16 protein-coding genes are annotated in these 17047 nt (G+C 72.4%); 10 read left to right on the top strand and 6 right to left on the bottom strand.

From position 1 onward, the window contains the following. Positions 1-15: 15 nt before the first annotated feature. From purB to AB0J68_RS10240, 4 genes are all read right to left on the bottom strand, one after another. Positions 16-1440: an adenylosuccinate lyase gene (gene purB, locus AB0J68_RS10255; RefSeq protein WP_355064642.1), complete on the bottom strand. Its 1425-nt coding sequence runs from the start codon at positions 1438-1440 to the stop codon at positions 16-18. Between the two features lie 398 nt (positions 1441-1838). Then, positions 1839-2180, bottom strand: a complete 342-nt coding sequence (locus AB0J68_RS10250) for a nuclear transport factor 2 family protein (protein ID WP_355134075.1) — start codon at positions 2178-2180, stop codon at positions 1839-1841. Positions 2181-2182: 2 nt separating this feature from the next. Continuing rightward, entirely contained in the window at positions 2183-2875 is a 693-nt protein-coding gene (locus AB0J68_RS10245; protein WP_363937658.1) for a hypothetical protein, read from the bottom strand. Between the two features lie 90 nt (positions 2876-2965). Beyond that, on the bottom strand, positions 2966-4258 hold the full coding sequence (locus AB0J68_RS10240) for an acetyl-CoA C-acetyltransferase (protein ID WP_363937655.1): 1293 nt from the start codon (positions 4256-4258) through the stop codon (positions 2966-2968). 55 nt (positions 4259-4313) lie between these two features. Here AB0J68_RS10240 and AB0J68_RS10235 point away from each other — a divergent pair, with 55 nt between their 5' ends. The 7 genes from AB0J68_RS10235 (at position 4314) to AB0J68_RS10205 (ending at position 11469) form a co-directional block, all read left to right on the top strand. Continuing rightward, positions 4314-5672 carry a 3-oxoacyl-ACP reductase gene (locus tag AB0J68_RS10235; RefSeq protein ID WP_363937653.1) on the top strand — a complete coding sequence of 453 codons (1359 nt, stop codon included), beginning with the start codon at positions 4314-4316 and terminating at the stop codon, positions 5670-5672. After that, positions 5672-6718 (top strand): MaoC/PaaZ C-terminal domain-containing protein, encoded by a 1047-nt coding sequence (locus AB0J68_RS10230; protein WP_354853449.1) that lies wholly within the window; start codon positions 5672-5674, stop codon positions 6716-6718. The genes AB0J68_RS10235 and AB0J68_RS10230 overlap by 1 nt, the downstream gene beginning before the upstream one ends. Positions 6719-6813: 95 nt before the next feature. Next, on the top strand, positions 6814-7566 hold the full coding sequence (locus AB0J68_RS10225) for an NUDIX domain-containing protein (protein ID WP_363937651.1): 753 nt from the start codon (positions 6814-6816) through the stop codon (positions 7564-7566). Then, on the top strand, positions 7563-8534 hold the full coding sequence (locus tag AB0J68_RS10220; protein ID WP_363937649.1) for a serine/threonine protein kinase: 972 nt from the start codon (positions 7563-7565) through the stop codon (positions 8532-8534). Before AB0J68_RS10225 ends, AB0J68_RS10220 begins: the two co-directional genes overlap by 4 nt. Positions 8535-8543: 9 nt before the next feature. After that, positions 8544-9503, top strand: coding sequence for a hypothetical protein (locus tag AB0J68_RS10215; protein ID WP_363937647.1), 960 nt, complete (start codon positions 8544-8546; stop codon positions 9501-9503). After that, positions 9500-10762, top strand: coding sequence for an adenylosuccinate synthetase (locus AB0J68_RS10210; RefSeq protein ID WP_363937644.1), 1263 nt, complete (start codon positions 9500-9502; stop codon positions 10760-10762). The genes AB0J68_RS10215 and AB0J68_RS10210 overlap by 4 nt, the downstream gene beginning before the upstream one ends. A gap of 71 nt (positions 10763-10833) precedes the next feature. After that, the gene (locus AB0J68_RS10205) at positions 10834-11469 is read left to right on the top strand and encodes a DedA family protein (RefSeq protein WP_354853434.1); all 636 of its coding nucleotides are present in this window, start codon (positions 10834-10836) and stop codon (positions 11467-11469) included. Positions 11470-11475: 6 nt separating this feature from the next. Here the strand turns inward: AB0J68_RS10205 and AB0J68_RS10200 are convergent, their stop codons facing one another. Beyond that, positions 11476-12120 carry a TetR/AcrR family transcriptional regulator gene (locus AB0J68_RS10200; protein ID WP_355064630.1) on the bottom strand — a complete coding sequence of 215 codons (645 nt, stop codon included), beginning with the start codon at positions 12118-12120 and terminating at the stop codon, positions 11476-11478. Positions 12121-12189: 69 nt separating this feature from the next. Here AB0J68_RS10200 and AB0J68_RS10195 point away from each other — a divergent pair, with 69 nt between their 5' ends. The 3 genes from AB0J68_RS10195 to AB0J68_RS10185 all read left to right on the top strand — a co-directional run bounded on the left by AB0J68_RS10195 (position 12190) and on the right by AB0J68_RS10185 (position 15617). Then, entirely contained in the window at positions 12190-12642 is a 453-nt protein-coding gene (locus AB0J68_RS10195; RefSeq protein WP_354853428.1) for an SCP2 sterol-binding domain-containing protein, read from the top strand. Position 12643: 1 nt separating this feature from the next. Next, a complete protein-coding gene (locus AB0J68_RS10190) occupies positions 12644-13858 on the top strand; it encodes an acyl-CoA dehydrogenase family protein (RefSeq protein ID WP_354853425.1) in 1215 nt (404 codons plus the stop codon). Positions 13859-14054: 196 nt separating this feature from the next. Next, positions 14055-15617 carry an AMP-binding protein gene (locus AB0J68_RS10185; protein ID WP_354853422.1) on the top strand — a complete coding sequence of 521 codons (1563 nt, stop codon included), beginning with the start codon at positions 14055-14057 and terminating at the stop codon, positions 15615-15617. A gap of 10 nt (positions 15618-15627) precedes the next feature. On the opposite strand, the gene purD is transcribed toward AB0J68_RS10185, so the two are convergent. Beyond that, positions 15628-16878 carry a phosphoribosylamine--glycine ligase gene (gene purD, locus AB0J68_RS10180; protein ID WP_355064624.1) on the bottom strand — a complete coding sequence of 417 codons (1251 nt, stop codon included), beginning with the start codon at positions 16876-16878 and terminating at the stop codon, positions 15628-15630. Positions 16879-17047: the final 169 nt, after the last annotated feature.

Raw genomic sequence — 17047 nt, 5'->3', positions numbered from 1 at the left:
GGGGAGTCGGCGGGGTTAGAGGATGGGGGGTGGGGTGTAGGTTGCGGCTTCCGGGTGGGTTTCTACCACCTTGGTGATGCGGCGGGTTACCGCTTCCACCTGGGTCTTCGCCGCTCCGACGAAGGCGGTGCGGTCGGCGACCAGGGTGTCGATGTCGGCGCGGGACAGGCCCAGGCGGCCGTCGGCGGCCAGGCGGTCGAACAGGTCGTTCTCCGGGGCGCCCTTCTCGCGCATGGCCAGCGCCACGGCGACCGCGTGCTCCTTGATCACCTCGTGCGCGACCTCCCGGCCGACGCCACGCCGGACCGCCGCCACCAGGATCTTGGTGGTCGCCAGGAAGGGCAGGAACCGCTCCAACTCCCGGTTGATCACCGCCGGGTACGCGCCGAACTCGTCGAGCACGGTCAGAAAGGTCTGGAACAGCCCGTCGGCGGCGAAGAACGCGTCCGGCAGAGCCACCCGGCGGACCACCGAGCAGGACACGTCGCCCTCGTTCCACTGGTCACCGGCCAGCTCGCCGACCATCGACAGGTAACCCCGGATGATCACCGCGAAGCCGTTCACCCGCTCCGACGAACGGGTGTTCATCTTGTGCGGCATCGCGCTGGAGCCGACCTGACCCGGCTTGAAGCCCTCGGTCACCAGCTCCTGACCGACCATCAGCCGGATCGTGGTCGCCAGCGAGGACGGCGCGGCGGCGGTCTGCGCCAGCGCCGACAGCACGTCGAAGTCCAACGAGCGCGGGTAGACCTGCCCGACGCTGTCGAGCACCCGCGCGAAGCCCAGGTGCTCGGCGACCCGTCGCTCCAGCTCGGCGACCTTGTCGGCGTCACCGTCGAAGAGGTCGAGCTGGTCGGCGGCCGTGCCAACCGGCCCCTTGATGCCGCGCAGCGGGTAGCGGTCGATCAGGTCCTCCAGCCGCTCGTACGCGATCAGCAGCTCCTCCGCCGCCGACGCGAAGCGCTTGCCAAGCGTGGTGGCCTGCGCGGCCACGTTGTGCGAGCGGCCGGTCATGACCAGCTCGGAGTGCTCGTACGCCAGCCGGGCCAACCGGGCCAGGGTGGCCACCACCCGGTCGCGGATCAGCTCCAACGAGGCCCGCACCTGGAGCTGCTCGACGTTCTCGGTGAGATCCCGGGAGGTCATTCCCTTGTGCACATGCTCGTGCCCGGCGAGGGCGCTGAACTCCTCGATGCGGGCCTTGACGTCGTGCCGGGTGACCCGCTCCCGCTCCGCGATCGAGGCGAGGTCGACCTGGTCGAGCACCCGCTCGTACGCCTCGACCACGCCGTCCGGGACGGGCACGCCGAGGTCGCGCTGGGCACGGAGCACGGCAAGCCAGAGCCGCCGCTCCATCCGGACCTTCTCCTCGGGCGACCAGAGGGCGACCAACTCGGGTGAGGCGTACCGGTTGGCGAGCACGTTCGGGATCGTCGTCACGTACCTCATTCTCGCGTACGCGCCGGTCGCAGCCCCAGCCAACCCGGCCTACCGGCCGGTCGGCGGGACGGGTCGGGTCAGGTCACACCCGCGGGATGTCGTGCACGGCCGCACTCACGCGGCCTGGCCCTGCCGGCCCACGACGTTGCGATCCTCGCCCGGTCCGAAGACCGGGCGCAGCTTGGCGGATTTCTACTGACCGGGGCGGCGAGCCGATGTGCATTGCCTCGGTCAGGTCGCTTAGGGCTGCTTCGAAGCGACCGTCGGCAACGGCCAGCAGCCACGGGCTGGGCATTTCCCCTGGGCGGACGACCCCTCAGCATTCGCGGCCTCGGTGGAGCGATTCCTCCCCTTGGCCGGACGGCAGGCCACGCAGGTTACTCCGACCGGGTTTGGTGTCAGCTCGCGTACGCCTGCATTGAAGTGATCATGGCTTGGTCGTCGAAGGTCATGGTGTCGATGACCTCTCTGGTGGGGCCATCGGCTGGTGTGGCGCGGAAATGGAACGCGGCGTGGTGGTCGGCGATCGCCACCATGACGAGTTCCATTGTCCGTTGCTCGGTGAGCACGCCGGCAAAGTGCTGCTGGATGGCCGTTCGGCCGGTGACTGGGGATCCGCCAGCGGGGTCATGCAGACGGGCATCCGGTGTGTAGAGATCCGCCAGTGCGGTAGCGTCGGCGGCGCCGACGGCGGCGAGGTGTGCCTCGATGGTGGCCCTGATCTGCTCCTTGCTGGCCACGATCAACTGTCGCTTTCCGCCGAAGGACCCGGAGCCGAGGCAGGTCGCGCTTGCCGGTCGAGGACGACGCAGAGGACCCCGGTGTAGCCGGTCGTCGGATCTCCTTGCAGGTCCAGGATCATCTGCTCACCGCCGTCGGCGAAGATGCTGTCGGTGGCGTTGGTGGTGTCGCGCTGCGGCCGGCCCCGATAGGGCGGGCGACTGAAAACCTCGTCGGTGACCCTGTCGGGAAAGTAGAGCTGCGTGGTCACCGAGCGGTCGCCGAGGTTCGCGATGAGGTGGATGTGCACGGTACGGCTGGCGTACCAGCCCGGGTAGATCGTGTTGAACGCGCACATCCCGCGCTCGTCGGTGCGCTGGCTGCCCCGCAGGTACGTCTCACCGGCGGCGATCACGTCGTGCGGCACCGACTCCGAGGTGACCACCTGTCCCGGCCTCGCTTCGAATGGCTGGAAGCCGGAGTATCGGCCCACGTGGTCGGCCTGCCAGACTTCGACGAGGACGTCCGCGAGGGGGGTGGTGGCGTCCGCCGCCAATAGGCGTAGCCCAAGGCGCAGCGGGAGACCATCGCGGTCCTCGGTGATCTCCCGCCGCTCGGGATGCACAGCTCGGTGGTATGGGCCCTGCGTCTGCTCGACCAACAACCGGCAGGTGACTCCGGTCGAGGCCAGTAGTTCGACGAGGTCCTCCTCCACCGTGCCAGTATCGTCCGCCGTTCGTTGCGACGCCCGCGGTTTGCCGCCCGCTGCGACCGGACGACGTACAGGTTGATCGACAGGGACGCCTCAGCGCTCCAGGATCGCCGTCACGCCCTGGCCGCCGGCCGCGCAGATGGAGATCAGCCCGCGCCCGCTGCCCTTCTCGGCCAGCAGCTTGGCCAGCGTGGCCACGATCCGGCCGCCGGTGGCGGCGAACGGGTGCCCGGCGGCCAGGGACGAGCCGTTGACGTTGAGCCGGTCGGTGTCGATCGCGCCCAACGGGGCGTCCAGTCCCAGCCGGTCCTTGCAGAACTCCGGCGATTCCCAGGCGGCGAGGGTGGCCAGCACCTGCGAGGCGAACGCCTCGTGGATCTCGTAGTAGTCGAAGTCCTGCAACGTCAGCCCGGCGCGGGCCAGCATCCGCGGCACCGCGTACGCGGGGGCCATCAGCAGCCCTTCGTCGCCGTGCACGAAGTCCACGGCCGCCGTCTCCGACAGGCTGAACCAGGCCTGCACCGGCAGGTGGTGCGCGGCGGCCCACTCCTCGCTGGCCAGCAGCACCGTGGACGCGCCGTCGGTGAGCGGCGACGAGTTCCCGGCGGTCATGGTGGCGTGCTCGGCGTCCGGGCCACGGGTGCCGAAGACGGGTCGCAGCGCGCCGAGCTTCTCCAGACTGCTGTCCGGGCGGAGGTTCGCATCGCGGGTGAGCCCCAGGTAGGGCGTCATCAGATCGTCGAAGAAACCCCTGTCGTACGCGGCGGCGAGCCGCTGGTGCGAGCGCAGTGCCAGCTCGTCCTGCGAGCGCCGGTCGATCTGCCAGCGCAGCGCGGTGCGGGCGGCGTGGTCCCCCATGGACAGGCCGGTACGCGGCTCGGCGTTGCGCGGGATCTCCGGCTTGAACGGCTGGAGCGGGCGCAGCTTCGCGGCGACCTTCAGCCGCTGGCCGAGCGTCCGGGCGGAGTTGAGTTTGAGCAGCGTGCGCCGCATCTCCTCGTTGACCGCGAGCGGCGCGTCGGAGGTGGTGTCGACACCGCCGGCGATGCCGACGTCGAGCTGACCGAGGGCGATCTTGTTGGCGACGAGGATCGCCGCCTCCAGGCCGGTGCCGCAGGCCTGCTGGATGTCGTACGCGGGGGTGTGCGGGTCGAGCCGGGACCCCAGCACCACCTCGCGGGTGAGGTTGAAGTCGCGGGAGTGCTTGAGCACCGCGCCGGCCACCACCTCGCCGACCCGCTGCCCGGCCAGCCCGTAGCGGGCGATCAGACCGTCCAGTGCCGCGCCGAGCAGGTCCGCGTTGGACGCGTCCGCGTAGCGGGAGTTGGAACGGGCGAAGGGGATGCGGTTGCCCCCGATGACCGCGACCCGCCGGATGCTCTGCACGATCCGCCTCCTCGACAAGTGTTGCTCGAACCTTACTCGCCAGTAGGCTACGCCCATGACCGACAGGTACGCGAGCTTCGTCCAATCGGCCGCCGGCCGCGCGCTGGTCAAGCGCCTCGGGCTGCCCGACCCGCCGCGACTGCGCCGACACCACCCCGGCGACCCGCTGCTGCCCGGGCCGGTCCTGCTCGGCGCGGCCAGCGGCGGCCGGCTCGCCGAGCCGGTCACCACGATCCTGGCCGCCGCCGGGGTCGAGCTGCGCGACACCGGCACGGCCGGAGCGCAGGACCGCTTCGGCGCCCTGGTGTACGACGCCACCGGCATCACCGACTCGACCCAGCTGCGTCAGCTCTACGACTTCTTCCACCCGCAGGCCCGGGCCCTGCTGCCCAGTGGCCGGGTGATCGTGCTCGGCACCCCGCCCGACGAGTGCCCGACACCGCGTGCGGCGACCGCGCAGCGCGCCCTGGAAGGGCTGGTCCGCAGCATCGGCAAGGAGTTCGGTCGGGGCACCACCGCCCAGCTCGTCTATGTGACAGGCGACACGAGCGCCGCCGGCACCCGCACAAGCCTCGAATCGACCCTCCGCTTCCTCCTGTCCGGCCGGTCGGCGTACGTCTCCGGGCAGGTCATCCGGGTCGGCGCCGGCGCGGCGAGCGCCCCGGCCGACTGGGACCGGCCGCTGGACGGGCAGGTCGTGCTGGTCACCGGGGCTGCCCGGGGTATCGGCGCGGCCCTCGCCCGGGTCCTCGCCCGCGACGGCGCGCAGGTGGTCGCCCTGGACGTCCCGGCGGCCGGGGACGCCCTCGCCGCGGTGGCGAACGAGATCGGCGGTACGGCAGTCCAGCTCGACCTGACCGCGCCGGACGCGCCGACCCGCCTCGCCGACCACCTGGCCAGCCGGCACGGTCGGGTCGACGCGGTGGTGCACAACGCCGGCATCACCCGGGACAAGACGCTCGGCCGGATGGACGCCGACCGGTGGGACCAGGTCATCGACGTCAACCTGTCCAGTCAGGAGCGGATCAACGACGTGCTGCTGGAGCGGGAGCTGATCCCGGCCGGCGGGCGGATCATCGGCGTCTCCTCGATCGCCGGGATCGCCGGTAACCGGGGGCAGACCAACTACGCCACCAGCAAGGCCGGCGTGATCGGCGTGGTCGACTCGCTCGCCCCGGCCCTGCGCGACCGGGGAATCAGCGTGAACGCGGTGGCCCCCGGCTTCATCGAGACCCGGATGACCGCCCGCATCCCGTTGGTCGTCCGCGAGGCGGGCCGGCGGATGAACAGCCTGGCTCAGGGCGGGCTGCCGGTGGACGTGGCCGAGACGATCGGCTGGCTGGCCTGGCCGGCCAGCGGCGCGGTCAGCGGCAACGTCGTCCGGGTCTGCGGCCAGAGCCTGCTGGGGGCGTGATGGGCAAACGGAGAGAGCCGGACGACCTGTCGGTCCACGAGCTGATCGAGGGCCCGACCGAGATCCTGTCGCGCGAGACGCTGGACGCGATCCGCCGGCCGGAGGCCGTCGGCGCCGACCTGAGCATCGAGCAGACGCACGACTTGAGCGCGTCGGCGGCCGAGGTGACCAGTGACCTCAGCGGTGCCGGTGCGGCCGGCGCGGGCGGCCGGACGCGCGTCGAGCTGCCCCGGATGCCCGCGCCCGGCGCGCTGTACCGGCGGGCCGCGCTCGGCGCGCTGCCCGGACTCGGTGGGCGGCGCGGCGCCGACCTGCCGGCGGTCGAGTTCACCGTGGCCGGGGTACGGACCGACCGGGCGCACCTGGCCGACTACGACCGGGTCTGCGGGTTCCGGCTCACCGATCGGCTGCCCGCGACGTTCCCGCACATCCTGGGCTTTCCGCTGACCCTGCGACTGATGACCGCGCCGGGCTTTCCCATCCCGCTGACCGGCGTGGTGCACGTCGGCAACCGGATCACCGTGCACCGCCCGATCACCGCCGACGAGGCCCTCGACTTCACGACGTTCGCCGAGAACCTGCGTCCGCACGACCGGGGGCGGCAGGTGGACGTGGTGCTGGTCGGCTCGGTCGACGGCGAGGAGGTCTGGCGCGGCGTCTCGACGTACCTGGGCCGGGAGCGCACACCCGGCGGGCGCGATCGGGGCGAGCGTCCGACCGCGCCCACGGCCACGGCCCGCTGGCGGGTGGAACCCCGCGTCGGCACGGAGTACGCGCGGGTCTCCGGGGACCACAACCCGATCCACACCTCCCGGCTCGGGGCGCGGCTGTTCGGCTTCCGCCGGCCGATCGCGCACGGCATGTGGAGCAAGGCGCGCTGCCTCGCGGCGCTGGAGACCCGGCTGCCGGACGCCTGCACCGTCGAGGTGGCGTTCAAGCTGCCCGTACCGCTGCCGAGCACTGTGGACTTCACCCTCCTGCCGGACGGGGCATTCGCCCTGCACGACTCGCGCGGCCGACCGCACCTGGCGGGTCTCGTGCGCTGACGCGTCCCTGCCGATCCTGATTCGGGCTTGGCAGGGGCGTACTTCTGCGCTACGTTGTTCTCATAACGAGATGTTCTCAGGATGAGAGAGACCAGATGAACGAGCAGGACTTCCTGGCCGCGTACGACCCGCGGGCCTACCCGTCGGTCGCCGTGACCGTCGACGTGGTGGCGCTGACCATCCGCGACGGTGCCCTGCACCTGCTGCTGATCCGCCGCGGCGAGGCGCCCTTCGCGGGGCACTGGGCACTGCCCGGCGGCTTCGTCCGCCCCGACGAGGACCTGACCGCCGGCGCTCGACGGGAGCTGGCCGAGGAGACCAGGCTCGGCGGGGAGGGGCTCCGGCGCGTACACCTGGAGCAGTTGGGCAGCTATGGCGACCCCGACCGTGACCCGCGGATGCGCGTCGTCTCGATCGCCCACCTCGCGTTCGCCCCCGACCTGCCCGACCCGGCCGCCGGCACCGACGCCGACGAGGCGATCTGGCTGCCGGTGACCGCGCTGACCAGCCGGCAGCTCGCCTTCGACCACGGCCGCATCATCGACGACGCGCTGGAGCGGGCCCGGTCCAAGCTGGAGTACACCCCGCTGGCCACCCGCTTCCTGGCCGCCGAGTTCACGATCAGCGAGCTGCGCGCCGTCTACGAGACGGTCTGGGGGCACCCGCTGCACGCCGGCAACTTCCACCGCAAGGTGCTCTCCGTGCCGGGCTTCGTGGAGAGCACCGGCACCAGCACCGAGCGCGGCGGGGCCCGAGGTGGCCCGCGCGCACGGCTCTACCGGGCCGGCGACGCCCGCCTGCTGCACCCGGCGCTGCTGCGCCCCGCCCGCGAGGAGACGGTGCGGTGAGGGCCGCGGAGGCCGTCGGCCTGGTCGCGGCCGCCCGCACCGACGCCGATCTGTTCGGCGCCGACCAGCCGGCCCGCCGCTACCGCGAGCTGGTCGCGGCCCTGCACCCCGACCGCCTGCCGACCGATCCGGCGGTACGCGCCGAAGCCCTCGACGCGTTCATCCACGTCACCACCCGGTGGCAGGCCCGGCAGGTCACCGTCCTCGGCGACTACCGCCTCGGCACGCCGGCCCACTCGGGTGACCTGGCCGACCTCTACGACGTGGGCGACGACCGGCTGCTCAAACTCCCCCGACGGCCCACCGACAACGACCTGATGGCCCGCGAGGCGCACGCCCTGCGCACCATCGTCGAGCGCGGCGACCCGCGCTACCTGCCGTACGTGCCTCGGCTCGTCGACGAATTCCCGCACCGCGACGCCACCTCCGGTGCCGAACGGCGGATCACCGTGCTCGCCACCGCACCCGGCCTGCACGACCTCGACGAGGTGCGGCGCGCGTACCCCGACGGGTTGGACGCCCGGGACGTGGCCTGGATGTGGCGGCGGCTGCTGGTGGTGCTCGGCCTGGCCCACCGGGCGGGCGTGGTGCACGGCGCGGTCCTGCCGCGACACGTGCTGATCGAGCCGGACGCCCACGGCGTGGTGCTTGTCGACTGGTGCTTCTCCGCAGCCGTCGGCAGCACGATCCCGGCGCTAGTGCCGGGCCAGGAGGACTGGTATCCGGAGGAGGTCCCCGGCAAGCGGCCCTGCGGCCCGGGCACCGACATCGCGATGGCCAGCCGCTGCATGAGCTGGCTGATGGGGCCGCGCGCACCCCGCGAGCTGCACGCCTTCGCGCAGGGTTGCCGGCAGCGGCCCCTGGACGCCCGCCCCGACGACGCCTGGCGTCTGCTGCGCGAACTCGACCAGGTGCTGGACCGGCTCTACGGGCCACGCACCTTCCGACCGTTCACCCGCACCCCCTAGGGAGCTGTCATGGGCAGTGGAATCTGGTCCACGGACGTGTACGACGCCGCCGACCGCTACCGCCGGTCCACCGGCCGGAGCGCCTTCTCCTACAGCGACAGCGGGGCGCGCACCGTGCACCCCGCGCTCGACCCCCGCGACGCGAGCCGGGAGAGCCGGGACTCCGACGAGCACCCGCAGTCGACGCCCATCGCGGTGCTCTTCGACGTGACCGGCTCCATGCGCAGGGTGCCACGCGCCCTGCAGACCAAGCTGCCGCAGCTGCTCGGGCTGCTGCAACGGCAGGGGTACGCCAGCGATCCGCAGATCATGTTCGGCGCGATCGGCGACGCCACCTGCGACCGGGTGCCGTTGCAGGTGGGCCAGTTCGAGTCGGACAACCGGATGGACGACGACCTCGGCCGGATCGTCCTCGAAGGCGGTGGCGGCGGGCAGATGAGCGAGTCGTACGAGCTGGCCCTGTACTTCATGGCCCGGCACACCGTCACCGACAACTGGGAGAAGCGCGGCCGGCGCGGCTACCTGTTCATCATCGGCGACGAGCTGGCGTACCCGCAGGTGAAGGCTCGTGAGGTGGCCGGCCTGATCGGCGACGACCTGGCGCAGGACGTGCCGCTGCGGCAGGTCGTCGACGAGGTGACCCGCCGCTGGGACATCTACTATCTGCTCCCCGCCGGCAGCCACTACGCCGGGAACGCGAAGGTGCTCGACTTCTGGCGGGAGCTGCTCGGGCAGAACGCTGTCGTGCTCGATGACCTCGACGCCGTCTGCGAGACCATCGCGCTCACCATCGGCCTCGGCGAGCAGGCCATCGACCTGGACGAGGGCCTGCGCCACCTGGACCACGCCGGTTCCAGCGCCACCGGCACCGTCTCGAAGGCCCTGGCCCGCCTCGGCCGGGGGCGGCGGGCCGAGGTGTCGACGCTGCCGGCGTTCCGCGACACCACCGGCGGGGTGAGGAGGCTGTGAGGCACGTGGCGGTGGTCGACCTCGGCTTCGGCGACGCCGGCAAGGGCACGGTCGTGGACTGGCTCTGCGCCACCCGCCCGGTGCACACGGTGATCCGCTTCAACGGGGGCGCGCAGGCGGCGCACACCGTCGTGCTGCGCGACGGGCGGCACCACACGTTCGCGCAGTTCGGCGCGGGCACGTTCCATCCCGGCGTCGGTACGCACCTGTCCCGGCACGTGGTGGTGGACCCGCTGGCACTGGCCGCCGAGGCCGACCATCTCGCCACGATCGGGGTGCCCGACGCGCTCGACCGGCTGACCGTCGACGCCGACGCGCTGCTCGCCACCCCGTACCACCGGGCCGCCAACCGCGCCCGGGAGATCGCCCGGGGAGCCGACCGGCACGGCTCCTGCGGGCTGGGGGTGGGTGAGGCCGTCGCGTACGGCCTCGCCCACCCCGACGACGCGCCCCGCGTCGCCGACTGCCACCGCCCCGCGCTGCTGCGCCGCCGGCTGACCGCCCTGCGGGACCGGCTGACCGCCGAACTCGGCCCGTTGGACGCGCCACCGGTCGACGACTGCCTGCCCGCGTTCACCGGGTTCGCCGCACGGGTCGCGGTCGTCGACCGGAGCTGGCTCGCCCGGGCGCTGCGTGCCGGCACCTGCGTCTTCGAGGGCGCGCAGGGGGTGCTGCTCGACGAGTGGCACGGCTTCCACCCGTACACGACGTGGAGCACCACCACGTTCGCCAACGCCGACAGCCTGCTCGCCGAGGCCGGTCGGTCCGGCGACCTGATCCGGCTCGGGGTGCTGCGGACCGTCACCACCCGACACGGGCCCGGCCCGCTGGTGACCGAGGACCCGGCCCTGCCGCTGGCCGACCCGCACAACCCGACCAACCCCTGGCAGGGCCGGTTCCGGTTCGGCCACTTCGACGCGGTCGCCCACCGGTACGCCCTCGCCGCGGCCGGCGGAGTGGACGGCCTGGCGCTGACCCACCTCGACCTCGCCGGCCCCGAGCTGCGGATCTGCCGCCGCTACGACACCACCGACCGGCTCGACCCCGGCCCACCCGGCGACCTGGACCGACAAGCCGCGCTCACCGACCGGCTGCTGCGCTCCCGACCCTTGTACGACGACCCGCCGACGGACTGGAAGGAGGCGGTGGGCGCGGAGCTGGGCGCACCTGTGGTGCTCGCCTCGCACGGCCCCACCGCCGACGACAAGACCCCGCACGGCCCACTGCTCGCCCCACCCGCCCTGGTGCGCTCGGCCTGACGCCCGGGACCGAAGGGGGTGATCCGCCGACTCGGCCCACCGGGCGGCTCGCACCCGGCGAGCATGAGGGCATGGACGCCGCCCTCGACCTGCTCCGACAGCTGATCACCTCGCCGTGGGTGTACCTGCTGATCTTCGGGCTCACGGCGGTCGACGCGTTCTTTCCGGCCGTACCCGGCGAGGCGGCCGTCATCACCGCCGCCGTGCTCTCCACCGGCGGGAGCCCCAACCTGGCGGCGGTGATCGCCGTCGCCGCGGTGGGCGCCTGCGTCGGCGACCACATCTCCTACGCCATCGGGCGCGGTGGCGGCGCGAACCGGCTCGCCGGGTTTCCCGACGGGAGCCGACGGCGGGCCAGCTCCGAGTGGGCCCGCCGTGCGCTGAACCGGCGCGGCGGGCTGATCCTGACCACCTCCCGCTACCTGCCGGGCGGCCGGACCGCGGTCACCCTCACCATGGGCGCGGTGCGGTATCCCCGCCGGTCGTTCCTGCTCTACGACGTGATCGCGACGGTCACCTGGGCCGTGTACTGCGGACTGCTCGGCTACTTCGGTGGGCTGGCCTTCGCGCGCCACCCCGTCAAGGGCGTCCTCGCCGGAATCGGCCTCTCGGTGCTCGTCACGCTGGGTATCGAGGCCGTCCGCTGGCTGCGCCACCGGGCGCACCGCCGCGCCGCCGCCCGCAACTGGCCGGGCGGATCGACCTGACACCCGTCACAGCAGGTCGGCCGGCGGACGCCAGGTGACGCCGTGCAGCAGTTGGGCGGCGCCGAGCCAGGCCACGTTCATCATCCGGGTGGCCGTCTTCTCCGGGTCGGCGTCCGGGTGGTCCGCGAGCCAGTCGGCCAGTGACTCGGTCGCGCCGACCAGGGCGTACGCGACGACCTCCAGGTCGAGGGCGGCGATCTCGCGGCCCTCGGCGCGCAGCGCGTGGTCGAGCATCCCGGCGACCACCTCGACCAGGCGGGCCCGCATGGTGGCCAGCTCGCCGGCGAACGGCTGCTCGCCCCGGGCCTGCCGGTAGAGCACCGCCCAGCCGTCCCGGTGCGCGCCGACGAAGCCGAAGAACGCCCGCAGCCCATGCCAGAGCCGCTCGTCGGCCGGCAGGTCGGGGGCGGCGGCACCGGCGATGGCCTGCATCATCCGGGTGCCCTCCCGGTGCAGGCAGGCGACGAACAGCTCCTCCTTCGTCCCGAGGTAGGCGTACACCATGGGCTTGGAGATGCCGGCGTCCTCCGCGATCTCGTCCATGCTGGCGGCGTGAAAGCCACGCCGGGAGAAGACCTTCACGGCCGCGTCGAGCATCTGCTGCTCGCGGACGGCGCGGGGCAGGCGCTTGAAGGCGGGGACACTGGACACCTTGCGAGCATACCTACTCGTGCGTAGGGTTACGCACGAGTAGGTAAATCTTCCCGGAAGGCGCATCTCATGACTGACTTCGACCCGGCCACCTTCGCCAACGTCGGCCCCAAGGAGTTCGCCCAGCTGGTCAAGTCCACCCCGGACGACAAGATCGCCCAGGTGATGTCCGGTGACCTGCGCGGCAAGGTCCTCGGTGAGGTCTTCGGCCGGATGCCGTCGCTGTTCCGCGCGGACCGGGCCGGCTCCACCAACGCGGTCATCCACTGGATCATCACCGGTCGTCCCGACGGCGGCAGCGACACCTACGAGGTGGTCATCGCCGACGGCAAGTGCGAGGTGAACGAGACTCCGCAGCACGACCCGAAGCTGAGCCTGACCATGGGCCCGGTGGAGTTCCTGAAGATCGTCTCCGGCGGCGCCAACCCGGTGATGATGTTCATGACCGGCAAGCTGAAGGCGAAGGGCGACCTCGGCCTCGCCGCCAACATCGCCAACCTGTTCGACATCCCCAAGGCCTGACATGGCTGAGTTCTCGCTTGACCTGAACGAGGAACAGCGGGATCTACGCGACTGGGTGCACGGCTTCGCCGCCGAGGTCGTGCGCCCGGCCGCCGCCGAGTGGGACGAGCGCGAGGACACCCCGTGGCCGGTGATCCAGGAGGCCGCCAAGGTCGGCCTCTACGGCTTCGAGTTCCTCGCCACCTGCTGGGCAGACCCGACCGGACTCTCCCTGCCCATCGCCAGCGAGGAACTCTTCTGGGGTGACGCCGGCATCGGCCTGAGCATCTTCGGCACCTCGCTCGCCGTCGCCGCCATCTACGGCGCCGGCACCCCCGAACAGATGATCGAGTGGGTGCCGCAGTGCTTCGGCGACGTCGACTCCCCAGCCGTCGCCGCGTTCTGCACCAGCGAACCCGAGGCCGGCTCCGACGTCGGCGCGATGCGCACCCGGGCCGTCTACGACGAGGCCACCGACGAGTGGGTCCTGAACGGCCAGAAGGCGTACGCCACCAACGGCGGCATCGCCGGCGTGCACGTGGTCACCGCCTCGGTCGACCCCACGCTCGGCTCCCGGGGCCAGGCGGCGTTCGTCGTACCGCCCGGCACCCCCGGCCTGGCCGCGACCCGCAAGCTGCGCAAGCTCGGCCTGCGCGCGTCACACACCGCCGACGTCTTCCTCGACGGGGTACGCGTGCCCGGCCGCTGCCTGCTCGGCGGACGGGAGGCTCTGCTGGAACGCCTGGACCGCGCCCGCACCGGGCAACGGGCCAGCGGGCAGGCCGCGATGCGCACCTTCGAGCTGTCCCGACCCACGGTCGGCGCGCAGGCGCTCGGCGTGGCCCGGGCCGCCTACGAGTACGCCCTGGACTACGCGAAGGACCGGGTCCAGTTCGGACGGCCGATCATCGAGAACCAGGCGGTCGCGTTCGCGCTGGCCGACATGCGGATGGAGATCGACGCGGCTCGGCTGCTGGTCTGGCGGGCCTCCTGGATGGGCCGCAACAACCGCCCGTTCACCGCGGGCGAGGGCTCGATGTCCAAGCTCAAGGCCGGCGAGGTGGCGGTGTCGGTCACCGAGAAGGCGGTGCAGCTGCTCGGCGGGGCCGGCTTCCTGCGCGACCACCCCGTCGAACGCTGGTACCGCGACGCCAAGATCTACACCATTTTCGAGGGTACGTCCGAGATCCAGCGACTGGTGATCTCCCGGGCGATCTCCGGCATGCAGATCCGCTGAGCCTCCGGTCAGCCACCCCCTGGCCCGACTGCCGGTCGGGCCAGGGGCGGCGTCCTACCTATCCGTGCCGTCTTCGTCACCCCATGCCGACGCCGGCTGGGCCTGATGCCGCGTCGGGTGCATGATCAAGGAAGACGCCCTGCCGGATGGGAGTCCCACTGCCCGTCCGCGTACCACCCTCAAGGAGGTCTGCGGCATGGACCTGCCGTTCGTCGTCGCCACGCTGACCCGGCGCGGCCTGCTCACCCCGGGCCGCCCGATCCGGATCGCCTCACAGCTCAACGCGTTGCGCACCTGGGGGTGGAGTCTCGCCGGCGAACTGCGCCAGGCAGCCGCCCGAGACCCTGGTCGGCCGGCGATCATCGACGAGGACGGCGTCGAGCTGACCTACCAGGCGCTCCTCGACCGGGCCGAACGCATGGCCCGGTCGATGCGGTCCGGGCTCGGCGTACAGGCCGGCGACCGGATCGGCGTGCTGTGCCGCAACCACCACGGGCTGATCGAGACCATCGTCGCGGCGACCCTGCTCGGCGTCGACGCGGTCCTGGTCAACACCGGGCTCTCCGCCGCCCAACTGTCCACCGTCGCCGAGGAGCAGCGGCTGCGGCTGCTGGTGCACGACGACGAGTTCGCCGAACGGGTCCTCGGCCTCCCCGCCGAGCTGCCCCGCCTCGACGAACGCGCCCGCGAGGAGCTGGTGGCCGGAGCGCTGCCCGGCGAGCTGCACCCACCGGAGCGCGACGGCCGGATCATCGTGCTCACCTCGGGCACCACCGGCGCGCCCAAGGGCGCCCGCCGGCCCACACCCAGCGGTTTCGGGCCGCTCGTGTCCATCATCGACCGCATCCCGCTGCACGCCAAGGACCGGGTGCTGATCGCCGCCCCGATCTTCCACACCTGGGGATTCGCCGCCCTGCAGGTCTGCTTCGCGTTGCGGGCCACCATCGTGCTGCACCGCCGCTTCGACCCGGCCGCCACGATCGCCGCCCTGGTGGCACACCGCTGCGACGCCCTCTTCGCCGTACCCGTGATGCTCCAACGGCTGCTGGAGGTGCCCCCACCGGACCCGCGCCCCCCGCTCAAGGTCGTCGCGGTCAGCGGATCGGCTCTGCCGGGCGGGCTCGCCCCGAAGTTCATGGACGTGTACGGAGACGTCCTCTACAACCTCTACGGGTCCACCGAGGTCTCCTGGGCGTCCATCGCCGGTCCCCCGGACCTGCGCCAGGCACCCACCGCGGCCGGCCGGCCGCCGCACGGCACCCGCCTGGAAATTCTCGACGACGACGGTCAGCCGATACCCGAGGGTCGGGTCGGCCGTATCTTCGTCGGCAACGAGATGCTCTTCGAGGGCTACACCTCCGGTGCCAGCCGGGAGACCCGCGACGGCCTGCTCGACACCGGCGACCTCGGCCGGCTCAACGCCGACGGGCTGCTCTTCGTCGACGGCCGGGCCGACGACATGATCGTCTCCGGCGGCGAGAACGTGTTCCCGTCCGAGGTGGAGGACCTGCTCGCCCAACTACCGCAGGTACGCGAGGCCGCCGTGATCGGCGTACCCGACCCCGAGTACGGCCAGCGACTGGCCGCATTCCTCGCCCTGCACCCCGGCGAGACCCTCGACCCCGAGGCGGTCCGTGAGTACGTCCGGCACTACCTGGCCCGGTTCTCCGTACCCCGGGACGTGGTCTTCGTGAAGTACCTGCCCCGCAACGCCACCGGCAAGGTGCTCACCCGGGAACTACGCCGCTACTACGGCTGAGGCGGGACCCTCAGGTCGGGATCGTGATCCGGCCCTCGACCGCGGCGGTGGCGATGTCGGTGCGGTGCTGCGAGCCGGCCAGCTCCACCCCGTCCACCAGCGCGTACGCCGCATCCCGGGCGGCCGCCAGGTCGGGGCCGGTGGCCGTACCGCAGAGGACCCGGCCGCCGGCGGAGAGCAACGCGCCGTCGCTCGCCCGGCGGGCGGTGCCCGCGTGGATGATGCCCGGCCGGTCCGCGCCGGTGATCACGTCGCCGGTGCGCGGCGCGGCCGGGTAGCCCTGCGCGGCGAGCACCACGGTCACCGCCGCGCCGTCGCGCCAGCGCAGCGGCGGGTGCTCGGCCAGCGTTCCGGTGGCCGCCGCGTGCAACAGCCCACCCAGCGGGGTCTCCAGCAGGGCGAGCACGACCTGGGTCTCCGGGTCGCCGAAGCGCGCGTTGAACTCGATCACCCGAGGGCCGGTGGTCGTCATCGCGAGGCCCACGTAGAGCAGGCCCGCGAACGGCGTGCCCCGACGGCGCAACTCCGCCAGGGTGGGGTGGACCACGTCGCGCATGACGTCGTCGACCAGACCGGGCGGGGCCCAGGGCAGCGGCGCGTACGCGCCCATGCCGCCCGTGTTCGGGCCCGTGTCGCCGTCGCCGATCCGCTTGAAGTCCTGCGCGGGCAGCAGCGGCAGCGCCGCCTCGCCGTCGGTTACCACGAACAGGCTGACCTCCGGACCGTCGAGGAACTCCTCGACCACCACCCGGCCGCACTCCGCGGCGTGCGCCAACGCGGCGGACCGGTCGTCGGTCACCACCACGCCCTTGCCGGCGGCCAGACCGTCGTCCTTTACCACGTACGGGGCGCCGAACTCGTCCAGCGCCCGCGCGGTGGTCTCCTCGTCGGTGCAGACGTACGCCCGGGCGGTCGGCACACCGGCGGCGGTCATCACGTCCTTGGCGAACGCCTTGGAGCCCTCCAGTTGGGCGGCCTCGGCCGACGGGCCGAACACGGCGATGCCCTTGGCACGTACCGCGTCGGCGACACCGGCCACGAGCGGCGCCTCCGGCCCGATCACCACCAGGTCAGCGGCAGTCTCCACGGCGAGCGCGGCGACAGCGGCCGGATCGGAGGCGTTCACGGCCCGCACCTCGGCAACCGAGGCGATCCCCGGATTACCAGGCGCGGCAATCAGCGCCGAAACAGCCGGATCGCGTGCCAACCCGAGCGCGAGCGCATGCTCCCGCCCACCACCACCCACCAAAAGAACCCGCACAACCGAGCATCCTACTGTCCACCCCACCCACCGCCCCGCATCGCGCCGGTGATCAAGAGATTTGCGTCAAAATCTCGCGCGAATCTGACGCAAAGCTCTTGATCAACAGGGCGAAGGGGGCGGGGACGCCAGGCGGGGTCGGGGCCCGGGGGTGGGTGGGTGGGGTGGG

Origin of the sequence: Micromonospora sp. NPDC049580 (assembly GCF_040675595.1) — a bacterium.
GTDB lineage: Bacteria > Actinomycetota > Actinomycetes > Mycobacteriales > Micromonosporaceae > Micromonospora.
The sequence above is the reverse complement of the archived record's forward strand: the minus strand, read 5'-3'. Positions and strand labels throughout refer to the sequence as shown.

Bases quoted from the DNA above. Each gene is read 5' to 3' on its own strand.
- AB0J68_RS10230 (WP_354853449.1), top strand. From the start codon at position 5,672: ATGGGCAAACGGAGAGAGCCGGACGACCTGTCGGTCCACGAGCTGATC.
- AB0J68_RS10235 (WP_363937653.1), top strand. From the start codon at position 4,314: ATGACCGACAGGTACGCGAGCTTCGTCCAATCGGCCGCCGGCCGCGCG.
- AB0J68_RS10190 (WP_354853425.1), top strand. From the start codon at position 12,644: ATGGCTGAGTTCTCGCTTGACCTGAACGAGGAACAGCGGGATCTACGC.
- AB0J68_RS10215 (WP_363937647.1), top strand. From the start codon at position 8,544: ATGGGCAGTGGAATCTGGTCCACGGACGTGTACGACGCCGCCGACCGC.
- AB0J68_RS10225 (WP_363937651.1), top strand. From the start codon at position 6,814: ATGAACGAGCAGGACTTCCTGGCCGCGTACGACCCGCGGGCCTACCCG.
- AB0J68_RS10195 (WP_354853428.1), top strand. From the start codon at position 12,190: ATGACTGACTTCGACCCGGCCACCTTCGCCAACGTCGGCCCCAAGGAG.
- AB0J68_RS10205 (WP_354853434.1), top strand. From the start codon at position 10,834: ATGGACGCCGCCCTCGACCTGCTCCGACAGCTGATCACCTCGCCGTGG.
- AB0J68_RS10185 (WP_354853422.1), top strand. From the start codon at position 14,055: ATGGACCTGCCGTTCGTCGTCGCCACGCTGACCCGGCGCGGCCTGCTC.